Annotated in this window: 19 protein-coding genes and 1 riboswitch; of the genes, 9 read left to right on the top strand and 10 right to left on the bottom strand. The window is 64.6% G+C overall.

Going from position 1 to position 20461, the window contains the following annotated elements; genetic code table 11:
• The first annotated feature begins 1 nt into the window (after position 1).
• Together ACYU81_RS10560 and ACYU81_RS10555 are read left to right on the top strand one after the other, a co-directional pair.
• On the top strand, positions 2-640 hold the full coding sequence (locus ACYU81_RS10560) for a heme exporter protein CcmB (RefSeq protein WP_460988170.1): 639 nt from the start codon (positions 2-4) through the stop codon (positions 638-640).
• A complete protein-coding gene (locus ACYU81_RS10555; protein WP_460987586.1) occupies positions 637-1527 on the top strand; it encodes a DMT family transporter in 891 nt (296 codons plus the stop codon). Before ACYU81_RS10560 ends, ACYU81_RS10555 begins: the two co-directional genes overlap by 4 nt.
• A gap of 160 nt (positions 1528-1687) precedes the next feature.
• On the opposite strand, the gene ACYU81_RS10550 is transcribed toward ACYU81_RS10555, so the two are convergent.
• Complete coding sequence (locus ACYU81_RS10550; protein ID WP_460987585.1) at positions 1688-1966, bottom strand: chorismate mutase; 279 nt, start codon at positions 1964-1966, stop codon at positions 1688-1690.
• Positions 1967-2056: 90 nt separating this feature from the next.
• Here ACYU81_RS10550 and ACYU81_RS10545 point away from each other — a divergent pair, with 90 nt between their 5' ends.
• The 7 genes from ACYU81_RS10545 to ACYU81_RS10515 all read left to right on the top strand — a co-directional run bounded on the left by ACYU81_RS10545 (position 2057) and on the right by ACYU81_RS10515 (position 10728).
• The gene (locus ACYU81_RS10545) at positions 2057-3121 is read left to right on the top strand and encodes a polyprenyl synthetase family protein (protein ID WP_460988169.1); all 1065 of its coding nucleotides are present in this window, start codon (positions 2057-2059) and stop codon (positions 3119-3121) included.
• Between the two features lie 91 nt (positions 3122-3212).
• Complete coding sequence (locus ACYU81_RS10540; RefSeq protein ID WP_460988168.1) at positions 3213-3992, top strand: TSUP family transporter; 780 nt, start codon at positions 3213-3215, stop codon at positions 3990-3992.
• Positions 3993-4070: 78 nt separating this feature from the next.
• The gene (hrpB, locus tag ACYU81_RS10535; RefSeq protein WP_460987584.1) at positions 4071-6518 is read left to right on the top strand and encodes an ATP-dependent helicase HrpB; all 2448 of its coding nucleotides are present in this window, start codon (positions 4071-4073) and stop codon (positions 6516-6518) included.
• 59 nt (positions 6519-6577) lie between these two features.
• Positions 6578-6856 carry an ETC complex I subunit gene (locus tag ACYU81_RS10530; RefSeq protein ID WP_460987583.1) on the top strand — a complete coding sequence of 93 codons (279 nt, stop codon included), beginning with the start codon at positions 6578-6580 and terminating at the stop codon, positions 6854-6856.
• Between the two features lie 122 nt (positions 6857-6978).
• A complete protein-coding gene (locus tag ACYU81_RS10525) occupies positions 6979-7221 on the top strand; it encodes an acyl carrier protein (protein WP_449471372.1) in 243 nt (80 codons plus the stop codon).
• A 129-nt stretch (positions 7222-7350) separates the two neighbouring features.
• Complete coding sequence (gene spt / locus ACYU81_RS10520; RefSeq protein ID WP_460987582.1) at positions 7351-8613, top strand: serine palmitoyltransferase; 1263 nt, start codon at positions 7351-7353, stop codon at positions 8611-8613.
• Between the two features lie 141 nt (positions 8614-8754).
• Positions 8755-10728 (top strand): ATP-binding protein, encoded by a 1974-nt coding sequence (locus ACYU81_RS10515; RefSeq protein ID WP_460988167.1) that lies wholly within the window; start codon positions 8755-8757, stop codon positions 10726-10728.
• Here the strand turns inward: ACYU81_RS10515 and ACYU81_RS10510 are convergent.
• The 9 genes from ACYU81_RS10510 to ACYU81_RS10470 form a co-directional block, all read right to left on the bottom strand.
• Complete coding sequence (locus ACYU81_RS10510; RefSeq protein WP_460987581.1) at positions 10685-11560, bottom strand: hypothetical protein; 876 nt, start codon at positions 11558-11560, stop codon at positions 10685-10687. The two genes, ACYU81_RS10515 and ACYU81_RS10510, sit on opposite strands and share 44 nt — an antisense overlap.
• A gap of 57 nt (positions 11561-11617) precedes the next feature.
• Positions 11618-12265, bottom strand: a complete 648-nt coding sequence (locus tag ACYU81_RS10505) for a DUF938 domain-containing protein (RefSeq protein ID WP_460987580.1) — start codon at positions 12263-12265, stop codon at positions 11618-11620.
• Positions 12262-13833, bottom strand: coding sequence for an aminomethyl-transferring glycine dehydrogenase subunit GcvPB (gene gcvPB / locus ACYU81_RS10500; RefSeq protein WP_460987579.1), 1572 nt, complete (start codon positions 13831-13833; stop codon positions 12262-12264). Before gcvPB ends, ACYU81_RS10505 begins: the two co-directional genes overlap by 4 nt.
• Positions 13830-15188, bottom strand: coding sequence for an aminomethyl-transferring glycine dehydrogenase subunit GcvPA (gcvPA, locus tag ACYU81_RS10495; protein ID WP_460987578.1), 1359 nt, complete (start codon positions 15186-15188; stop codon positions 13830-13832). The genes gcvPB and gcvPA overlap by 4 nt, the downstream gene beginning before the upstream one ends.
• Positions 15189-15333: 145 nt before the next feature.
• Positions 15334-15705 carry a glycine cleavage system protein GcvH gene (gene gcvH, locus ACYU81_RS10490; protein ID WP_449471362.1) on the bottom strand — a complete coding sequence of 124 codons (372 nt, stop codon included), beginning with the start codon at positions 15703-15705 and terminating at the stop codon, positions 15334-15336.
• Between the two features lie 60 nt (positions 15706-15765).
• Positions 15766-16917 (bottom strand): glycine cleavage system aminomethyltransferase GcvT, encoded by a 1152-nt coding sequence (gene gcvT, locus ACYU81_RS10485; RefSeq protein ID WP_460987577.1) that lies wholly within the window; start codon positions 16915-16917, stop codon positions 15766-15768.
• Positions 16918-17093: 176 nt separating this feature from the next.
• Positions 17094-17193, bottom strand: a riboswitch (glycine riboswitch).
• 67 nt (positions 17194-17260) lie between these two features.
• Positions 17261-17554 carry a hypothetical protein gene (locus ACYU81_RS10480; protein WP_460987576.1) on the bottom strand — a complete coding sequence of 98 codons (294 nt, stop codon included), beginning with the start codon at positions 17552-17554 and terminating at the stop codon, positions 17261-17263.
• Positions 17555-17600: 46 nt separating this feature from the next.
• Positions 17601-18758, bottom strand: coding sequence for a deoxyguanosinetriphosphate triphosphohydrolase (locus ACYU81_RS10475; protein WP_460987575.1), 1158 nt, complete (start codon positions 18756-18758; stop codon positions 17601-17603).
• A gap of 10 nt (positions 18759-18768) precedes the next feature.
• Positions 18769-20442: a tetratricopeptide repeat protein gene (locus tag ACYU81_RS10470; RefSeq protein ID WP_460987574.1), complete on the bottom strand. Its 1674-nt coding sequence runs from the start codon at positions 20440-20442 to the stop codon at positions 18769-18771.
• Between the last annotated feature and the right edge of the window lie 19 nt (positions 20443-20461).

Genomic DNA, 20461 nt, shown 5'->3' with positions numbered 1-20461 from the left:
GATGGCGCTGCTGGTCACGCGGGATTTGAGGCAGGCGTGGCAGTCGGCGGGCTTGTGGCTGCCGGTGGCTTTCCTGCTGCTGGTGGCGAGCCTGTATCCTTTTGCGGTTGGGCCGGATGCTGCGCTGCTGCGGCGGTCGGGTGGCGGGATGCTGTGGATCGCGGCGCTGTTGGCGAGCTTGTTGCCGGTGGACCGGCTGGTCGCGCCGGATCGGGATGCGGGGGTGCTTGACCAGATTGCTTTGCGCGGCGTTGGCGATGAAATGGTGATGCTGGCGCGGCTGATTGCGCACTGGCTCGGCTTTGGTCCCGCGCTGATGATCGCGACGTTGCCCGCCAGCGCGCTGTTGAAGCTGGATGGCGCTACGGTCGGGATGCTGGAACTGGGGCTGCTGATCGGCACGCCCGCGCTAGCGGCGCTCGGGCTGCTGGTGGCGAGTTTGACGGCGGGGCTGCGGTCGAGCGGGGCGCTGGCCGGGCTGCTGGCGCTGCCGTTGGCGGTGCCGTTGCTGATATTTGGCGCGGGCACGCTGGGCGATGGGAGTGGGGCGGCGCTCAAGTTCCTGGGGGCCGCGTCGCTGCTGCTGGTAGCGATCACGCCCTTTGCGGCGGGCGCGGCGATACGGGCCGGGCGGGAATGATTGGTTTCGGCGCTTCGTTGCTGTTCGTCCTGATCTGGTCGACAGGGTTCATCGTTGCGCGCGGGACGGTGCCCCATGGCGCACCGGAACTGATCCTGAGCGTGCGCATGACGCTGACGGCGCTGCTGTTGGGGTTCGTTGCCTGGCGGGCGGGTCAAAGGCTGCCACGGGGCAAGCGGCTAATGCTGCATCTGGCGGCGGGCGCGATGTTGCATGGCGTTTACCTGACCGTCAGCTGGTGGGCGGTGTATAATGGCATGCCTGCTGGCATCATGTCGCTGCTCGGCGCGCTGCAACCGTTGATGGTGGCGGTGGCGGGCGCATTCCTGCTCGGCGATCGGCTGCTGGCGCGGGGATGGGCGGGACTGGCGATCGCCATTGCGGGGGTGGTTTGCGTGCTGTTGCCTGCCATAGAGCGGTCTGGCGCGGGAGCGGTGCCGGTTTTGCCTGCGATCGCTGGATTGCTTGCGGTGGTCGCCATGGCGGCGGGTACGCTGGTGCAACGGGGCTCCATAGCGGGTGACGGCATCTGGATTTCCGGCGCGGTGCAGAATGCAGGCGGCGCGATGGTCGCGATCACGGCGGCGCTGATGGTCGGAGAGGTCCGTTGGGATGGCGCGCCCATATTATGGCTGGGCTTGGCCTGGTCAGTGCTGGGCCTGTCGGCAGGCGGCCTGACGCTGCTGGTTTGGCTGGTGCGGACGCAAGGTCCGACGCGGATGTCGATGCTGTTGCTGCTGGTCCCGCCGCTTGCTGCGGTGGAGGCCTGGCTGCTGTTCGGCGAAAAGCTGGTGCCGGTTCAGTTGGCGGGCTTTGCGCTGGCGCTGACGGGGGTGCTGCTGGGGCGGTCGCAGGGCAAGCGGGAAACGGTTAGCGAACCGGCTTGAGGCACGGCGCCTTTTGGGCATGGGATCAACAGTGAGGTTCCAACGGAGCCCCTTGCATTCGGCATGAGGGCCTTGCTTGCTCCCGAAGAGAAGTAAGGCCGTTGGCTTCGCCGGCCTCCGGCTCGACAAGCTCAGGGCGAACGGGGAGAAAATAACTTCCTCAGGCGTCCCGAAGCCGCTCATGGTGGCGGATCACCTCATCGATGATGAAGCGCAGGAATTTCTCGGTAAAGTCGGGGTCGAGATTGGCGTCCGTCGCAAGCTGGCGCAGGCGGCTGATCTGCCGTTCTTCCCGGCCCGGATCGGCGGGCGGCAGGGCATGCGTCGCCTTGAATTCGCCGACAGCCTGCGTGATCTTGAAGCGCTCGGCGAGCATGAACACGAGGGCGGCGTCGATGTTGTCGATGCTCTCGCGATACCGCTTCAAAGTGTCGTCCACGCTCATCCTCCAAATATCCGCGCGCTTTTTGCTCCATCCGTCGCTCCGTGCAAGCTATTCCCGCTTGCCATCTGCATTTTGCACCGCCACATGGGCCGGGTCATGACCGCACCCGCCTCCGGCCCCTCCTCCGGCCCCATCTCCGGCAACGTCCACCCCATCGGCCGCGCCAATGGCGCGCCGTCGCTCACCCCCATGATGGCGCTGGTTGCCGACGGCATGAACCAGGTCAATGCGGTGATCCTGGACCGGATGCAGTCGCGCATTCCGCTGATCCCCGAATTGGCAGGCCACCTGATCGCGGGCGGCGGCAAGCGGATGCGCCCGATGCTCACCCTCGCCTGCGCGCAATTGGTCGGCTATGCGGGCAGCCGCCATTACAAGCTGGCGGCGGCAGTCGAGTTCATCCACACCGCAACGCTGCTGCATGACGATGTGGTTGATGGATCGGGGCTGCGCCGGGGCCGCAAGACAGCGAACATCATCTGGGGCAACAGCGCCAGCGTATTGGTAGGCGACTTCCTGTTCTCTCGCGCTTTTGAGCTGATGGTCGAGGCCGAGTCGCTCAAGATCCTGAAGATCCTGTCCAACGCATCGGCGGTGATCGCCGAGGGCGAGGTCAATCAGTTGACCGCCCAGCGTCGTATCGACACGAGCGAAGAGCAATATCTGGACATTATCGGCGCGAAGACTGCTGCCCTGTTCGCGGCCGCCTGCCGCATATCCGCCGTGGTCGCGGATCGGGACGAGGCCGAGGAAAAGGCGCTGGACGTCTATGGCCGGAACCTGGGCATCGCATTCCAGCTGATCGATGATGCCATCGATTATGAATCGGACGGCGCGACCATGGGGAAGGACGCGGGCGACGATTTCCGCGACGGCAAGGTGACGCTGCCGGTGATCCTGGCCTATGCGCGTGGATCGGAAGAGGATCGCGCTTTCTGGAAGCAGGCGATCGCAGGCAATAGGGTGAGCGACGAGGATCTGGCGCATGCGACGCAGCTGCTTCGCAAGACCGGCGCCATTGACGATACGCTCGCACGGGCGCGCCTCTATGGCCAGCGGGCCATCGATGCGCTGGGCCGGTTCGATACGGGCAAGGCGAAGGCAGCGCTGACCGAAGCCGTCGAGTTCGCTATCGCCCGCGCTTATTGAGCCACGCCGCCTCCTGCTCCAGCGGCGGCAGGCTCGGCACGCATCGACGCCAAGTGGCGCGGCGGATAGCTGAGGTGAGGCGCCGTTGGACATAATCCTTTCTCCTGAAACGCTGGCCTTCCTGATGGCTGCGGCTTTGATATCCGGGTGCATCGATGCCATGGCCGGAGGCGGCGGCCTGATCTCCCTGCCCGCATTGCTGGCGGCGGGCGTGCCGCCGGTTGCCGCGGTGGGCACCAACAAGCTGCAATCATCACTAGGCACCTTTGGCGCCTGCGTCGCTTATGCGCGCGCCGGGCACATGGACTTGAGAGCCTATCGCTGGCCCATTGTTGCGGCATTTATAGGGTCAGTGGGTGGCGCCTGGCTGATCCAGCGGGTGGACCCAGCCATTTTGGCGGGATTGATGCCCGCGCTGCTGATCGCGCTGGCGGGCTATTTCACCTTCTCCCCCCGAATCAGCGAAATGGACCGGCACAGCCGGGTGGGACTGGCGGCACTAAGCCTGTTGATCGGCGCTATCGGCTTTTACGATGGCTTCTTCGGCCCTGGTGCCGGAGCATTTTACGCGACCATTTTCCTCGCGCTGGGAGGCCTAGGCCTAGTCCGCGCGACGGCTCAGACAAAGGCCGCCAATTTGGCTAGCAATGTGGCAGGCCTGTTGACGATGATGCTGGGCGGCCATGTCATGTGGATTGCGGGACTGACCATGGCCGTCGGCAGCATCACCGGCAGCCAGATCGGATCGCGGCTGGCCATGCGGTTCGGCAGCAAGCTGATACGGCCCCTGCTGATCATCATGTCTCTGGGGCTGACGACGAAGATGCTGCTCGATCCGGGAAACCCGATGCACAAGCTGTTATTCGGATAAGCTCTTTCTTTTCGGTGCTGCCTTTCGCTTCGCACAGTGGGATTGCACCGAATGCCGATTGGCGCGAGAGGGACAGACATGAGTGCCGCGCTGCCGATCCATGATATTCTTCCCCGGCTGCTGGACGCCTTGCGGCGGGGGAATAGCGCCGTTCTGGTCGCGCCGCCGGGAGCAGGCAAGACGACGGCGGTGGCGCCCGCGCTGCTGGATGAGCCATGGTGCACGGGGCAGGTGCTGCTGCTGTCCCCCCGCAGGCTGGCGGCTCGCGCGGCGGCAGAGCGCATTGCCGAACTGATGGGCAGCGTTCCGGGCGGGATCGTCGGCTATGCGACGCGGATGGACAGCAGGCAGTCGGCCGCCACGCGCCTGCTGGTCCTGACGGAGGGCATTTTCGTCCGCCGCATTCAGGATGATCCGGAGCTTACGGGCGTATCGGCGGTCCTGTTCGATGAAGTGCATGAGCGGAGTTTGGACAGCGACTTTGGGCTGGCGCTGGCGCTGGATGCACAGGCGGCATTGCGGCCGGACCTGCGCATCGTGCCGATGTCGGCGACGCTGGATGGGGCGCGCTTTGCGGCGTTGCTGGACGATGCGCCGGTGCTGGAAAGCGAAGGGCGGATACAGCCGCTGGAGTTGCGGCATATCGGCCGGGCGGCGGAAAAGCGGATCGAGGATGAGATGGCCGGGGCCGTGCGAAGAGCGCTGGCGGAAGAGGCGGAGGGCGACCTGCTCGCCTTCCTGCCCGGCGTGGCCGAAATTGAGCGGACGGCGGAGCGGCTGGAGGGCCTTGGCGTCGAGGTGCATCGGCTGCACGGCAGTCTGGACCCGGCGGCGCAGCGGGCCGCTATTCGTCCTTCGCGGGAGGGACGGCGGAAGGTGATCCTTGCGACCTCGATCGCGGAAACCAGCCTTACGATTGATGGGGTGCGGATCGTGATCGACTCCGGGCTTGCGCGGCGGCCGCGTTATGACCGGGCGGCGGGGGTGACGCGGCTCGTCACGGAGCGGGCGAGCCAGGCGGCGGCGACCCAGCGCGCGGGGCGTGCCGCAAGGCAGCGGCCGGGCGTCGCCTATCGGCTGTGGGAAGCGGCGGCGACTGCGGGCATGCCGCCCTTCGATCCGCCCGAGATATTGGAGAGCGACCTTTCCAGCCTGCTGCTCGATTGCGCGCTTTGGGGGGTGAACGATCCGGCGAGCTTGCGATGGCTCGATCCGCCGCCGTCCGCCGCGCTGGATGAGGCGCGCAAGCGGCTGACGGTGCTGGAAGCGCTGGACGATGACGGGCGGATCACGGCGCATGGCAAAGCACTAGCGCGGTTGCCGGTGGAGCCACGGATCGGGCATATGCTGGCGCGCGCGGGCGAGCTGGGGCTGGCGGAAGTCGCGGCAGAGGTGGCCGTGCTGCTGGGAGAGCGCGGGGTTGGCGGGCAGGATGTCGATCTGTCGCAACGGCGGACGCGCTGGCGGCGGGAAAGCGGGAAGCGGGCTGATGCCGCGCGCGCGATGGCGAGGCGCTGGGCGAAGCTGGTCGGCTCCGGGCAGAAGGCAGCGTCGGGCGAGCATGATGCGGGGCTATGTCTTGCGCTGGCCTTTCCTGATCGGGTGGCCAAGCGGCGCTCCGCCGATGGTGCGGAATGGGCCAGCGTTGGCGGGCGTGGGTTTCGGATCGATCCGCTGAGCCCGCTGGCGCGTGAGGAATGGCTCGCGGTAGGGGCAGTGCAGGGAAGCGCGGCTGGGGCGCGTATCCTCTCCGCCGCGCCGATCAGCGAGATCGAAGTGCTGCGCCTGTTCGGCGGGCGGGTGAAGGAACATCGGACGGTGCGGTTCCGGGCCGAGACGGGCGGCATCGAGGCGCTGCGGGAAAGGCGGCTGGGCGCGGTACGGCTGTCGTCGGGATCGGATGACAGGCCGGACCCGGATGCTGTCGTCTCGGCTCTGCTGGACGGAGTCAGACAGGGTGGTCTCGAGCTGCTGCCTTGGTCCGATGCCGCGCGGTCTTTGCGGGTTCGGGGGGCTTTTGCAGGGATAGAGGCGCTGTCGGATGCTTCGTTGCTGGCGACGCTCGACGATTGGCTCGCGCCCCTGCTCGCGGGCAAGCGGCGACTGTCCGACATTGACCGATCGCAATTGTCCGGCGTTCTGGAGGGTATTATCGGCTGGGATGGCAAACAGCAGCTCGACAGGCTGGCTCCTCCGGCATTTCAGTCGCCCGCCGGGAGCAGTCATGAGATCGACTATGCGGCCGAGGGCGGGCCGCGCGTGGAGCTTCGCGTACAAGCGCTGTTTGGGCTTGCCGAGCATCCGGTGGTCGGCAGCGGGCGTATTCCGCTGGTCCTGTCTCTCACCTCTCCCGCCGGGCGGCCGATCCAGACTACGCGGGACTTGCCGGGTTTCTGGTCGGGAAGCTGGGGCGCGGTCGCAAAGGAGATGCGCGGGCGCTATCCCCGGCATCCCTGGCCCGACGACCCGGCTGCCGCCGCCGCCACGCTGCGCACGAAACGCGCCGATGCCCGTGGCAAGCCTTGACTTCCGCCCGCCCGCTGGTGCAACGGACGCATCGCCCTTCCCAGGAGTTTGACGCCACGATGGCTGCGCGCATCTATCAGATTCAGAAGAACGCCCTTCAGTCCGGCAAGGCGCGGACTGACAAATGGGTTCTGGAATTTGCGCCGAGCGAGGCGAAGAAGCCGGACCCGCTGACCGGCTGGGCCGGATCGGGTGATACGCAGAGCCAGGTCAAGCTGACCTTCCCCTCGCTGGACGCGGCGCGCGCCTATGCCGACAAGTATGAGATCGGCTACGCTTTCATCCCGACGCCGCCCAAGACGCTGAAGATCCAGGCCTACGCCGACAATTTCCGCTAAAAACACGGTCGGGACGGCTCATAATCGGGCGCGATGCTGCCCGATTGCCGCCTTATTCCCTTGCCAAAAGGCGGGACTTGGGGGCAAAAGTCGCCCTTTCATGGGAAAGCTTTGAACAGATAATGACGGATCGCCAGCAGATTTTCGACAGCATCGCCGCGCAGATCGCTCCTTTCAACAAGAAGGGCGTCGAACTGAGCGAGGCAACCAGCTTTGCGGGCGACCTGGAGTGGGACAGCCTGACCGTCATGGACTTCGTCGCGGCGATCGAGGATGAGTTCGATATCATCATCACGATGAACATGCAGGCTGAGATCGAGAATATCGGCCAGCTTGTGGACGCTGTAGCAAAGTTGAAGGGCTAATCTAGCCTTCCCCGTTCGCATCGAGCCGGTCCGCCTTTGCCGAGGACCGATGGTCGAGATGACGGGAAAACTTCTCGCCTGACGCATCTCGACATGCTCGATGCTGCTCGAACCGAACGGATATATGCGATGACCGACGCTGCTGAAACCGCCACCGACGCCCACACGCCTGCCGAAGTGGCTGGCGCGCGCGACCTCTTCTCCAAATTCGATCCGCTGATCGCCGAGCGCGAGGCGCTGCTGGCGACGGGCGTACGTGATCCCTTCGCGATCGTGATGGACGAGGTGAAGTCCCCCACCCAGGCGGTAATCAAGGGCAAGGACACGATCCTGCTGGGCACCTATAACTATATGGGCATGACTTTCGACCCGGACGTCGTCGCGGCAGGCAAGAAGGCGTTGGACGAGTTCGGGGCGGGCACAACCGGCAGCCGCGTACTCAACGGCACCTATCAGGGGCATAAGGAAGTCGAGGACGCGCTGATGGACTTCTATGGCACTTCGGGTGCCATGGTGTTTTCGACCGGCTATCAGGCGAACCTCGGCATGATTTCCACGCTGGCGGGCCGGGGCGACTATGTCGTGCTGGATGCCGACAGCCATGCGTCCATTTATGACGGCTGTTTCCTGGGCGATGCGGAAATCGTCCGCTTCCGCCACAACAGCGTCGAGGATCTGGACAAGCGCCTTGGCCGCCTGCCCGCCGACGCGCAGAAGCTGGTCGTGCTGGAAGGCGTCTACTCCATGTTGGGCGACGTCGCCCCCCTGCCCGAGATGGTGGCGGCGGTGCGTAAGCATCCCAATTGCATGATCCTGGTCGACGAAGCCCACGGCATGGGCTTTTTCGGCGCCAATGGCCGCGGCGTCTATGAGGAGCAAGGCGTCGAGAAGGATGTGGACTTCGTCGTCGGCACCTTCTCCAAGTCGGTCGGCACGGTTGGCGGCTTCTGCGTATCGAACCACCCCAAGTTCGAGGTGCTGCGCCTTGTCTGCCGCCCCTATGTCTTCACCGCTTCGCTGCCGCCAAGCGTCGTCGCGACAGCCGCAACGTCCATCCGCAAGCTGATGCACGCGGGCGAAAAGCGCGCGCATCTGTGGAAGAACAGCCAGCGGCTGCACAAGGGCCTCACCGATCTTGGCTTCAAGCTGGGGACGGAAACGCCGCAATCAGCGATCATTGCCGTGATCCTGACGGATCAGACGCAGGCGGTCGCCATGTGGCAAGCGCTGCTGGAGTTGGGGCTCTACGTAAATATGGCGCGCCCGCCCGCCACACCGGCGGGGACTTTCCTCCTGCGTTGCTCGCTTTGCGCCGAGCATAGCGACGAACAGGTTGGCCAGATTATCGGCATGTTCGAGGCGGCGGGGAAGGCAACCGGCGCAATCGGTTGATCGCGCGGCTCACCATCGCCGCGATACGGGGAGATAAGGAGCAGATGAGGCGTTAGTGCCCCTTGGAACCTTTTATTCCTTGATATTCCGCCTGTAATGCTGTTCGACTAAGATCTGGGGTTGATGGCAGACAGCTATTACATGGACGACCAGGATTCTGGCTGGCGGGCTGCGGTACGGCGCTTTCTTCCGCTGGTCCTCGTGATACTGCTGGTGGGGGCGCTGGGCACCCTGCTTTACAGCGCCAGCAATGCATCCCGCGACCATGAACGGGCGTTGCAGGAACAACGCCGCAGTTTCGAAATCATCGCCCTTGCAAGAGCTTTCGAAGCCAAGACGGCGCGCGCGGAAGTTACGCTGGCGCGATATGTGATCAGCCTAGACCCCGATGTCGGCCGTCTTTTCCAGGATCAGTGGCGCACCGCGTCCAGCCAGCTCAAGCTGTTGAACTACGCCACCCGTCGATCAGGATGGCAGCGCGCCAATGTCCGGGAGTTGCAGGAAGCATTCATCCAACGCGGCAAGACGCTAAACGAAATAGGGCTGCGCACGACCTATGACCAGAAGATGGCAGCGCTCGCTCAATTCCACAAAGCGGGGCGGTCGGAAGACCTGAAACACATCACCGCGTTGCTCGACCGCGTCATACAGGCGGAAAATGCCCGCCTGCGCGAGCGTAGCCTTGCGGTGAGTCTGGCAGGCAACCGCACGCAATTTGTGGACCGCACGTCGCGGCTGTTCGGGTTGGTGCTGTTCGTATGCGTCCTGTTCGCCCTGTGGGTCGCCAACGCTGCCTATACAGAGCGGCGAAACGCGCGGCGCATGGCCGAGATGGAGGCTGAACGCGCCGATCGGCTGGAGGAAGCGGTAACGGCGCGCACGGCCGAACTGTCCGATGCCTATGAACAATTGAAGAAGGAAACGTCCGAGCGCGCGGCGGCCGAAGAAACGCTGCGCCAGATGCAGAAGATGGATGCCGTCGGCCAGCTGACCGGCGGCATTGCCCATGACTTCAACAATATGCTGGCGGTGGTCGTCGGCGGGCTGGAACTGGCCAAGCGCAGACTGCGGCTGAAGCCGCAGGAGGCTGCGCGGCACCTGGACAATGCGATGGAAGGCGCCAATCGGGCCGCCGCCCTGACCCGCCGTCTGCTCGCTTTTGCGCGGTCCGAACCGCTGCTGCCCAGCGCCGTGGACCCCGACGCTCTGGTCAGCGGCATGGTAGAGTTGATCGACCGGTCGATCGGCGATCAGATTACCGTCGCGATCGAGAACCAGGCGAAGGGCTGGCGCATCTTCGTCGATCAGCATCAGATGGAAAATGCCATTCTGAACCTGTGCGTCAATGCGCGAGACGCAATGGATGGACGCGGGCGGCTGGTGATCGGTACGGGCCAGGTGCATCTGGCGGACCACGAGATCGGCGAATGTGCCGAGGGAGATTATGTCACGCTGAGCGTCAAGGACGATGGCTGTGGCATGACGCCTGATGTGCTGGCCCGGGTGTTCGAGCCTTTCTTCACCACCAAGCCGGTCGGCAAGGGAACAGGCCTGGGGCTCAGCCAGATTTTCGGCTTCGTTCGGCAGAGCCAGGGTGAAATCCGTATCGAATCCCAGGTCGGTGAAGGCACCTGCGTTTCCATATATCTGCCGCGCAAGGCAGTGGCGGACGGCGCGCTACAAACGGACCCGTCGCAGCCCGAACGCGAGCCGGTACTGCATCCGCCGACACGCATATTGGTGGTGGAAGATGATCCCCGCGTGCTGAACCAGACGATGGCGGCGCTCGCGGAACTGGGCCATTTGCCCGTCGCCTGCGATCATCCGTCGAAAGCGGCGAAGCTGCTGACCAGTCATCGCGATATCGGCCTGATCATAAGCGACGTGCTGATGCCGGAAATGACCGGCCCGGAAATGGTCCGCACCCTACCCGCCGCCTATGCCAGCCTGCCGGTGTTGTTCGTCACCGGGTATGCGGGGGACATTGCGGAGGGCGCTGACTTTGGCGGGCATGAGGTGCTGCGCAAGCCTTACACACTGAAGGGCCTGTCACACGCACTGTCCAACGCGCTTAGCGGATCGCACCACTCCGGAACAGCCGCGGCAGCAGAGTAAGCGCGCCGATCAGGGGCCAACGACGCTGCCAGGGCTTTATCTGGATGGCGGTTCCGGCATGGCGGTTTATCTTCCACGCCAGATAATCGATGCCGCCCGCATAGGTGAAGCTGGCCTTGGCAAGGCGGATGACGGACAGATATTTGCCGCGTCGTTGCAGCGCGCGCCAATGCTTGGCGGGTTCCGGCGGCGATGGCGGCAAGCCCTGTGCCAGGGCCGCTTCTCCGAAGCGGCGATAGCGATCGGGGTCGGCATCGACGATCGAAACCGAACGCCCCTTCTTCTCCGCCCGCAATTCGGCATTATAAGTAAGCGTGAAGCCAGTTTTCCAGAGCGATAGCGCGTCCTGCGCATCCGTCATGGGAAGGGCGAGCGACAACAAGGTGGGCGCGGCGCCCGCAACTGCGCTGATCGCTCGCTGACGGGCGAGGTCGTCCGCTGCCCACAACAGCCGGGAAGGTTGGGCAAAGCGCGCCCACACAGAGACATTGTCAGCGGCTGGGCTGTTGAGGCGCGCGAAGTCCGCTTCCGACAGCACGGCATATTTCGCCATCAGGCCATTATGTTCGAACGGAAAGACATTGGGCGGGATCAGGCGGTTAGCCGTAGCGAGCCAGCGCTTTCCATAGGCCGTGCGATAATCCGACACGATGAGGTAAAAATCGAGCATCAGCCCGTCGAGATTCTGCTCCCGCAGACAGGAGCCGTAAAAGAGCACAGCGCGGGCGGCATGCGGATATTGCGCCGCCAACGCACCCCCCATCGCCGCCGCGCGCGGATCGGCGGGCGCGGTGAGTTCGGCGGTCACAAGGGGCAGTAATTGATTGGGCATTGCGCTTCCCATACGCATTCACCCTGAACTTGTCGAAGGGTCAGCGCGGGTCGGCTTTCAGGAAGAAGCCATTCGGAACAGCAGCGACAGATTGTTGGCGGGCATCTCCACAAGCCGGTCCAACGCCAGCCCGCTCGCCGCTGCGGCGGCGACAACATCCTCGACGCGGCGCAATCCCCATTGCGGATCGCGCGCCTTTAGCGAAGCGTCGAAGGCAAGATTGCTGGGCGCGGTTTCGACATCATCGCGGATGAATGGCCCATAGAGGTAGAGCAATCCACCCGGCGGCAGCGCCCTCCCCGCCCCCGCCATCAGGCCAAGGGTCGCCGCCCATGGGCTAATATGGGTCATGTTGATGCAAAGGATCGCGTCAGCTTTTGTGACCGGCCATGCGGCGGCGGCATCAAGTCTGATGGGCACGCGAAGATTCGGTAGCAGTGCCTCGGCGCGCCATGCCTCAATTGATGCCAGCGCAACGGGATCGGGGTCGCTCGGCTGCCATTCGAGGGTGGGCAGCGCCGCCGCGAAATAGCGGACATGTTCGCCGCTGCCGCTCGCCACCTCCAGAACCAGGCCGACAGGCGGGAGCGCCTCACGCAATATCGCGAGGATGGCGTCGCGGTTGCGCTGCGTCGCGGGCGCATGGCGCTTGCCCGACGCCACGGGACCGGAGCCGGGTTCCCACGGCTCCGGTCTGTCCGTCATTCGGCCGCTTCCGCTAGAGCTGGATCGCTCCAGCTAAGGACAGGCTTGCGCGCGGCGAGCGTTTCGTCGAGGCGGCGGCGGGGCGCGAAATAGGGCGCGCCCTTCAGCGCTTCGTCACCGGTTTTGGCACGTTCAGCCAGGCTACGCAGCGCCATGATGAACTGGTCGAGCGCTGCCTTGCTTTCCGTTTCGGTGGGTTCGACCAGCATCGCACCGTGGACGACCAACGGGAAATACATGGTCATCGGGTGGAAGCCTTCGTCGATCAGGCCCTTGGCGATGTCGAGCGTGGTGAAGCCTTCGGCGAGCCCCTTGTCGCTGAACAGCGCCTCATGCATGCAGGGGCCACTCTGCCCGAAGGGTGCGTCCAGCACATCGTCCAGGCTGCGCAGGATGTAGTTGGCGTTCAGCACCGCGTCACTCGCGACCTGACGCAGGCCATCGGCGCCGTGGCTGAGGATATAGGTCAGCGCGCGGGTGAACATGCCCATCTGGCCATGGAAGGCGACCATGCGGCCGAAGCTGCTGGCGTGATGTTCGTCCGCCGTCTCTTCCTCGATCAGTATGAACTTGTCGCCCTGCTTTTCGACGAAGGGCAGCGGCGCGAAGGGGGTGAGCGCCTGGCTGAGCACCACCGGGCCGGAGCCGGGACCGCCGCCGCCATGGGGGGTGGAGAAAGTCTTGTGCAGGTTGATGTGCATCGCATCGACGCCCAGGTCGCCGGGGCGGACCCGGCCGACGATGGCGTTGAAGTTCGCGCCATCGCAATAGACAAAGGCCCCGGCGGCGTGAACCGCGTCAGAGATGGTTTTCATCTCGCGCTCGAACAGGCCGCAGGTGTTGGGGTTGGTAATCATCACGGCCGCGACGTCCGTGCCGAGGCGCGCCTTGAGAGCCGCCAGATCGACGCGGCCATCGGGGGTCGCGGGAATATCCTCGACCTTGTAACCGCAGAAGGCCGCGGTCGCCGGGTTGGTGCCGTGGGCGCTTTCCGGGACGAGGATGACACTGCGCGCGTCGCCACGGGCTTCGAGCGCGGCGCGGATTGCCAGCAGGCCGCACAGTTCGCCATGCGCGCCCGCCTTGGGGCTCATCGCTACCGAGTGCATGCCGGTCAGCTTGATCAACCATTCGGCAAGTTCATGGATCACCGCCAGCGCGCCCTGAACCGTCGATTGGGGGCTAAGCGGGTGGAGGTCCGCGAAACCCGGCATCCGCGCGACTTTCTCGTTGAGACGCGGGTTGTGCTTCATCGTGCAGCTGCCGAGCGGGAACAGGCCAAGGTCGATGGCGTAATTCTGGCGGCTGAGGCGGGTATAGTGGCGCACCGTCTCCTGCTCGGACAGGCCGGGCAGACCGATGCTTTCGGTGCGAGCGAGATTCCCGAGGCGGCTGGCGACCTTGGGCGCCTCGGCGAAGTCAACGCCGGTGGTTTGGGTCGAGCCGATCTCGAAGATCAGCGCTTCTTCCAGCATCAGCGCGCGGTTGCCCGTGGCGGTTACGGGGGCGCTATCAGCTCCGGTGATGGCTTGCGGCGCGGTGGGGCGGCCTTCCTTGAGCATGGTCATGCCAGTTCCTCCTCAAGCGCCTTCGCAAAGGCTTCGATATCCTCCGAGGTCACGGTCTCTGTGACGGCGACAACCAGGCCGTTGCCGATCTCCGCCGCATCCGGGAACAGGCGGCCAAGCGACACGCCGCCAAGAACGCCCTTGTCGGCGAGGTTGCGGACGACATCACGGGCATCCTTCGACAGGACCAGCGTGAACTCATTGAAGAAGCTGTCGTTGAGCAGCTTGACGCCCGGCACCTGGGCCAGACGCTCGGCTGCCTGAACGGCGAGACCATGGTTCAGCGTCGCGAGGTCCCGCAGGCCCTTTTCACCCAGCAACGTCATGTGGATGCTGAACGCCAGCGCGCAGAGGCCCGAATTGGTGCAGATGTTCGACGTCGCCTTCTCACGGCGGATATGCTGCTCGCGGGTGGAGAGGGTCAGCACGAAGCCGCGCTTGCCCGCCGCATCCACCGTCTCGCCACAGAGGCGGCCGGGCATCTGGCGGACATATTTCTGCTTGCACGCGAAGAGGCCGAGATAAGGACCGCCGAACTGGAGGCCGACGCCGATCGACTGGCCTTCGCCCACGACGATGTCCGCGCCCATATGACCCGGCGCCTTGATCGCGCCCAGCGCGACCGGTTCGGTCACGACCGCGACCAGCAGCGCGCCTGCTTCATGAGCGGCATCGGCGAGCGGGGTCAGGTCAGTGATGCGGCCGAGAATGTCGGGATACTGGACGACGACGCAGCTCGTATCCTTGTCAATCCCGGCGATCAGCGCATCGATATCGGTGGCAGCGTTTAGGGTCGGCGCTTCATGCGCCAGCGCGTCGCCGGTGAACTTCGCCATTGTGTTGGCGACGGAAACATAATGCGGGTGCAGACCGGAGGACAGGATCGCCTTGCCACGCTTGGTGATGCGGCGGGCCATGCCGATCGCCTCCCAGCAGGCGGTCGAGCCGTCATACATGGACGCGTTGGCAACGTCGCAACCCAGCAGACGCGCGACCTGCGTCTGGAATTCGAACAGCACCTGCAATGTGCCCTGCGCGATTTCGGGCTGGTATGGCGTGTAGGCGGTCAGGAACTCACCGCGCTGGATCAGATGATCGACGCTGGCAGGCACATGGTGGCGGTAAGCGCCCGCGCCGAGGAAGAAAGGCGCCTCCCCTGCCGACAGATTCTTCCGCGCGAGAGCCGCCATGTGGCGCTCCACCGCCAGTTCGCTGGCATGATCGGGCAAACCGGCGATCTTGTCGGAAAGACGGGCTTCGGCGGGGACGTCGACGAACAGGTCGTCCACCGACGACGCGCCGATGACGGACAGCATGTCCTGCCGGTCGGTGTCGGTAAGGGGTAGGTAGCGCATTTCACTTATCTCCCCCCTCCCGCAGGCGGGAGGGGTCGGGGGTGGGTCGCGAGCGCAGCGAGCGCTGCTCCGTGACGTGAGGGCGGACGCTCCCTTCGGTCGCGACCCACCCCTTCCCCCTCCCTTGAAAGGGAGGGGCTTAATTTTAAAGCGAGGCCACGAACTTCTTGTAAGCGGCTTCGTTCATCAGCCCTTCCAGCTCGCTCGCGTCGGCGATGCGCAGCTTGAAGAACCAGCCATCCTCTTCGGCATCGCTGTTCACAAGGGCGGGCTCTTCCTCCAGCGCGCCATTTGCTTCGACGACCTCGCCGGAAATCGGCGCATAGACGTCCGAAGCCGCCTTGACGGATTCAACGACGGCGGCGTCATCCCCCTTTTCGAAGCTAACGCCCTCGGCAGGCAATTCGACGAACACGATGTCGCCCAACTGCTCCTGCGCATAATCGGTGATGCCGACAGTGGCGATCTCGCCCTCTACGTCGATCCATTCATGTTCGTCGGTGAAATAACGGCTCATTTTACTGCTCCCCTCGGAGTGATTTAGTTGAAAATCACGACCAACAAAAAATCAGGAAATTCAGGCCTTGCGGCGGTAACGGTGCGGCACGAACGGCATGGGCGCGACGGTGGCGGCGATGCGCTTGCCGCGCACTTCAATTTCCAGCGCGGTGTCGATGGCGCTGTGCGGCAAGCTGACCCAGCCCATGGCGATGGGAGCGCCCACGGTTGGCGCAAAGCCGCCCGATGTCACCTCTCCCACCTTGATACCATCGGCGAAGGTGGGCGCCCCTTCGCGGGCGGGCAGGCGGCCTTCGATCTTCAGGCCCACGCGCTTGGCCCCCGGCCCGTCGGCCAGTTCCTTCATAACCCGCGCATGACCGATGAAGCCGCCCTCCTCCCGACGGCGCTTCTGGATGGCAAAGCCAAGATCCGCGCCGATGGTGCTGACAGCGGGCGTCAGGTCGTGGCCGTAAAGAGGAAGTCCAGCCTCAAGCCGAAGCGAATCGCGCGCGCCCAGCCCGATCGGCTTTACCTGGGGCAAGGCGCATAGCGCATCGGCCAGCAGCGCAACGTCAGCGGCGGATATGCTGATTTCGAACCCGTCTTCGCCGGTATAACCGGAACGGCTCACCCACAGCGGAACGCCGCGCCAGGTGAAAAGGCCCGACTGCATGAAAAGGAGGTCGGCGGTGTCAGGGATCAGGCTGGCCAGCGCCTCGCCCGCTTCAGGACCTTGCAGGGCGAGCAGCGCCTGCTCGTCCATATGGTTCATGACGACCTCATCAGGCAGATGTTCGATCATCCAGCCCATATCGTCATATTTGGTCGCGCCATTGACGACCATATAGATGTCCGCGCCGTCAAACGCCCCCGCACCAAGGCGCGAGACCATGAGATCGTCGAGGATGCCGCCCTCTTGATCAAGCAGCATCGAGTAACGCTGGCAAAAGGGCTTCAGCCCCTTGATGTCGCTTGGCAGCAAATGCTCCAGCGCCTCATCAACGCCTTCACCGGAAAAGGTGAGCTGCCCCATATGGCTGACATCGAACAGCCCGGCATGCTCGCGGGTCCAGGCATGTTCGGCCATGATGCCTTCATATTGGATGGGCATATGGTAGCCCGCAAAGCCGACCATGCGCGCGCCCTTGGCACGATGCCAGGCGTCGAGCGGCAAGTCCTGCAGCGGCAGTTCTTCTTCGATATGGGCGATGTCGTCATTGCCGGACATGAGAGCGGCCTTTCGTGGCAGGGTTCATGGCGACAGACATAATGATCCGGAGTCGGAATCCCGGCGTCTGCCACCCCCTCTGTCACGGAACCTGAGAGCTTTGACCACCGGTCCAGCGACCGGATGGCTTACCCCTTCGGTGGGACGGAATGACCCGTCCGCTTTCCAGAGTGCCTGCCCATGATGCGGTCCTTTGGCCTGAGAGATTCCGGGGCGGTTGCTCCTTCGGCGACGGGGTGGCCTGAAAGGCTTCCCATGCTCTCCCGCATCATGTCCGGACCCGAATCTATCGGGCGCCGGTGACCCTCTCGCATTGCGGGAAATGGGAGGCGGCGTCAATTGCTCAATCGGTTGCCCGTTCTTCCCTCACCAACCGATCGGCGAGGGTGCGCGTCATCTTGCGCAGTTCATCCAGCCGGGCATCGGCCGCAGGATCCCCCAGAATGAGCTGGCCAAGACTCTCCTCCCCCTCGAACAGGCGCAGGAAATGCTCGACCCCGGTGAAGTTGGAATCAGCCACGAGATGGGCGCATAGCTCCACCCGGCCCGACCATTTGCGATCACCCCGGCCGCGCAGGAATACGGCGAGGTCTTCCAACCCGGCGGCTAGCGCGGCGATTTGTGGGTGAAGGGCCATGTTGGGCGAAGGCTAGGGCGCGTTCAGGGCGAGCGCAACCGTCGCTTCAGGCGAGAGCCATCTCTCCGAAGATTTCCGCGTGGCGCTTTTCCGCATAGCGATCGGTCATGCCCGCGATGAAGTCGCCGATATGCCTGCTGCGGCCCGGCTCATTCAGCAGGCGATCGTCCTGCCATTCGGACGGCATGAGTTCCGGCTGCTGCTGATAGGCCCGGAACAGGTCGCGCACGATGATCCGCGCACGGTTCGCCGCGGCGAGTTGCGATGGATGGTGATAGAGCGACGCATACATGAAGCGCTTCAGGTCGCGTTCCTGCGCCGCGAGTTCAGGCGAGAAGCAGACCAGAGGGCGTCCGGCGGATCGCACATCCTCAACCGTTTCTACGCGGGTCTCAGCGATGTTCCGCCGGGTGGAAGCGATGAGATCGTTCGCCATGAGGCCAATCTGTTCCCGCACCAGTTCGCGAAGCAGGCGATCCTGCGGGATGTCCGGATAACGGGCGCGCACCCGGTCCCAGCAATGTTTGACGACGGGCACGGCAAGCAGCTGATCCAGCGTCAGCAACCCAGCGCGCAGGCCATCGTCAATGTCGTGATTGTCATAAGCGATATCGTCGGCGATCGCCGCCAGTTGCGCCTCCAGCGAGGCATGAGAGGACAGCTCCAGCGGGAAGAGCGCATCGACTTCCCGCATTGCCCAGCCTGGATGGTCGACGGGACCATTATGCTTGGCAAGGCCCTCCAGCATCTCCCAGCTGAGATTAAGCCCCTGGAAACAGGGATAGGGCGATTCAAGCAGCATGAGCGTGCGCAGGGTGTGCGCGTTGTGATCGAATCCACCATGATCATCCAGCGCCGCTTCCAGCGCGTCTTCGCCAGCATGGCCGAAGGGTGGGTGGCCGATGTCGTGAGCGAGACAGAGTGCCTCGGTCAGATCTTCATTAAGGCCCAGGGTGCGTGCCGTGGTGCGGCCGATCTGCGCCACCTCCAGACTGTGGGTCAGGCGAACGCGGAAATGATCGCCATCGGGGGACACAAATACCTGGGTCTTGTGCCGCAACCTGCGGAAGGCGATGGAATGGATGATGCGATCGCGGTCGCGCTGGAAGATGTCACGGGGACCACGCGTCTCGCCTCCCGCTTCGGGATGCAGGCGGCCACGGCTTCGGGCGGGGTGCGAGGCGTAGGGGGCGAGCGTCGTCATCCGAACGCTCTTACTTGCCTCCGAGCTGTTCGACCACCTCGCCCGCGTCGCTTTGCCAGGCGAAGGCATCGGCACCGGCGGACTTCAGCTTCGCTTCCACCGTCTTGGCGCGCGTGAAGCTGGCGAAGGGACCGATCAGCAGGCGGTTGGTACGGCCCCAGCTGGCGACCCATCCGTCCTGCGGCGCAACAGCATCATATTTCCGGCGAAGAGCTTTGAGCGTGAAGCCCAGTGCATTGCGGTTGGCACCCGTGCCGATCTGCACCCAGTTGCGCGACGGATTGGCGGCGAGCCGCGCCTTTTCCTCGGCGGCTTTCTTCGCCTTGGCGTCAGCTTCGGCTTTCGCTTTGACCTTGGCTGCTGCGTCGGCCTTTTCCTTGGCCGTCGTGGCTGCCTTCTTCGCCTTGTCGGCGGCTGCCTGCCGTTCGGCGCGGCGGGCGGCCTGAAGCGCTTCGATCTCGGACAGGTCGACAGCGGCTACGCTCGCCTGGCGTTCGGAGTCCGGGACGTCGATGGCGTGTATGATGTCGGCCAATGTCCGGGTCGCTTGCGGATCGGGCTGCTGGCGCTGGATGGGAGCGGCAGCGGGCTGCTGCGACGCTGGAACAGCTGCTGGTGCTGGGGCGCTGGGCTGGCCGTGAGACGCGGGTAGCGGAGCGGCCGGACGCGGGGCGGGATCCTGAATTGAAGCGGGCGGCCCCTGTACCTGTGCAGGGCGCGTTTCAGTCGACGTCTGCGCGAACGTAGAGGGCGCGGGGCTGGCAAGAACTGGACGAGCGGGCGGCGTTGGCGTGGGCGCTGGCGAAGGTCGGCTTGGCTGTGGCAGTTGCGCGCGCGCCGCCGGAATGGCGGGCTGCGCGGGGGCCGGGGGTGCTGCCTGAACTGGAGCCGAGGCCACCGTCGGCGCTGAAGGCCTGGGCGTCGCAGCCGCCAGCGACGTCCCCACATTGGTCGGGAAGTGACCGAAATGCACCGCCGCCGCTTTCTGCGCCGGGGTGAGATAGGGCATTTTCTCCATATAGGGCGCCAAGGCTGCGGCAAGTTGCGCGGGCAAGGTTTGGCTGGCGATCTTTCGCGCCTCGGCCTGCTTGTTGTTCATCGCCAGAATGAACGCGCGGTATCGCCAAGCGGCGCGATCACTCTTGTACAGGAGGGGCTGGAGCGCCTTTTCGGCCGCATCGACCTGACCCGAAATCCCCAGCGACGCGGCATAGCGATAGGTTAGTTCGGCATCATCCGGCGCGCGCTTGAGGGCCGCTTGATAATCCCGCTGCGCACCGGCCTGATCTCCGGTCATGTCCCGCGCAAGGCCACGGTCCGCCAACAGCGTTGCCTCGCCGTAGCCGAGACGGGTAGCCTGATCGAACAAGCGCAAGGCCTCGGCAGGATTTTGCGCCTTGAGCGCGACCCGGCCAAGCCCGGCCTTCACTCGCCCATTGTTGGGCTGGATCGCATCGGCACGCGAGAAGAAGCCAGCCGCCGCCCGCATGTCATCCATCTCGATCGCAGCATCACCCGCTCCGACCAGCGCATCGACGTCGCGCGGATTGGACGCGAGGCGAGACAGGTTCCGGCTGAGATTTTCAGCGCCTGACGGCCTGATCGACTGGATCTGAGCGGGCTGTGCCTGGGCGGTTCCTGTCAGGAGCAGGCCACCAAGGATCCATAAAGCTGAGCGTTTCACACTAGCCCTTTACCGGATC

It is taken from the genome of Sphingobium sp. TomTYG75, from assembly GCF_054771635.1.
The sequence above is the reverse complement of the archived record's forward strand: the minus strand, read 5'-3'. Positions and strand labels throughout refer to the sequence as shown.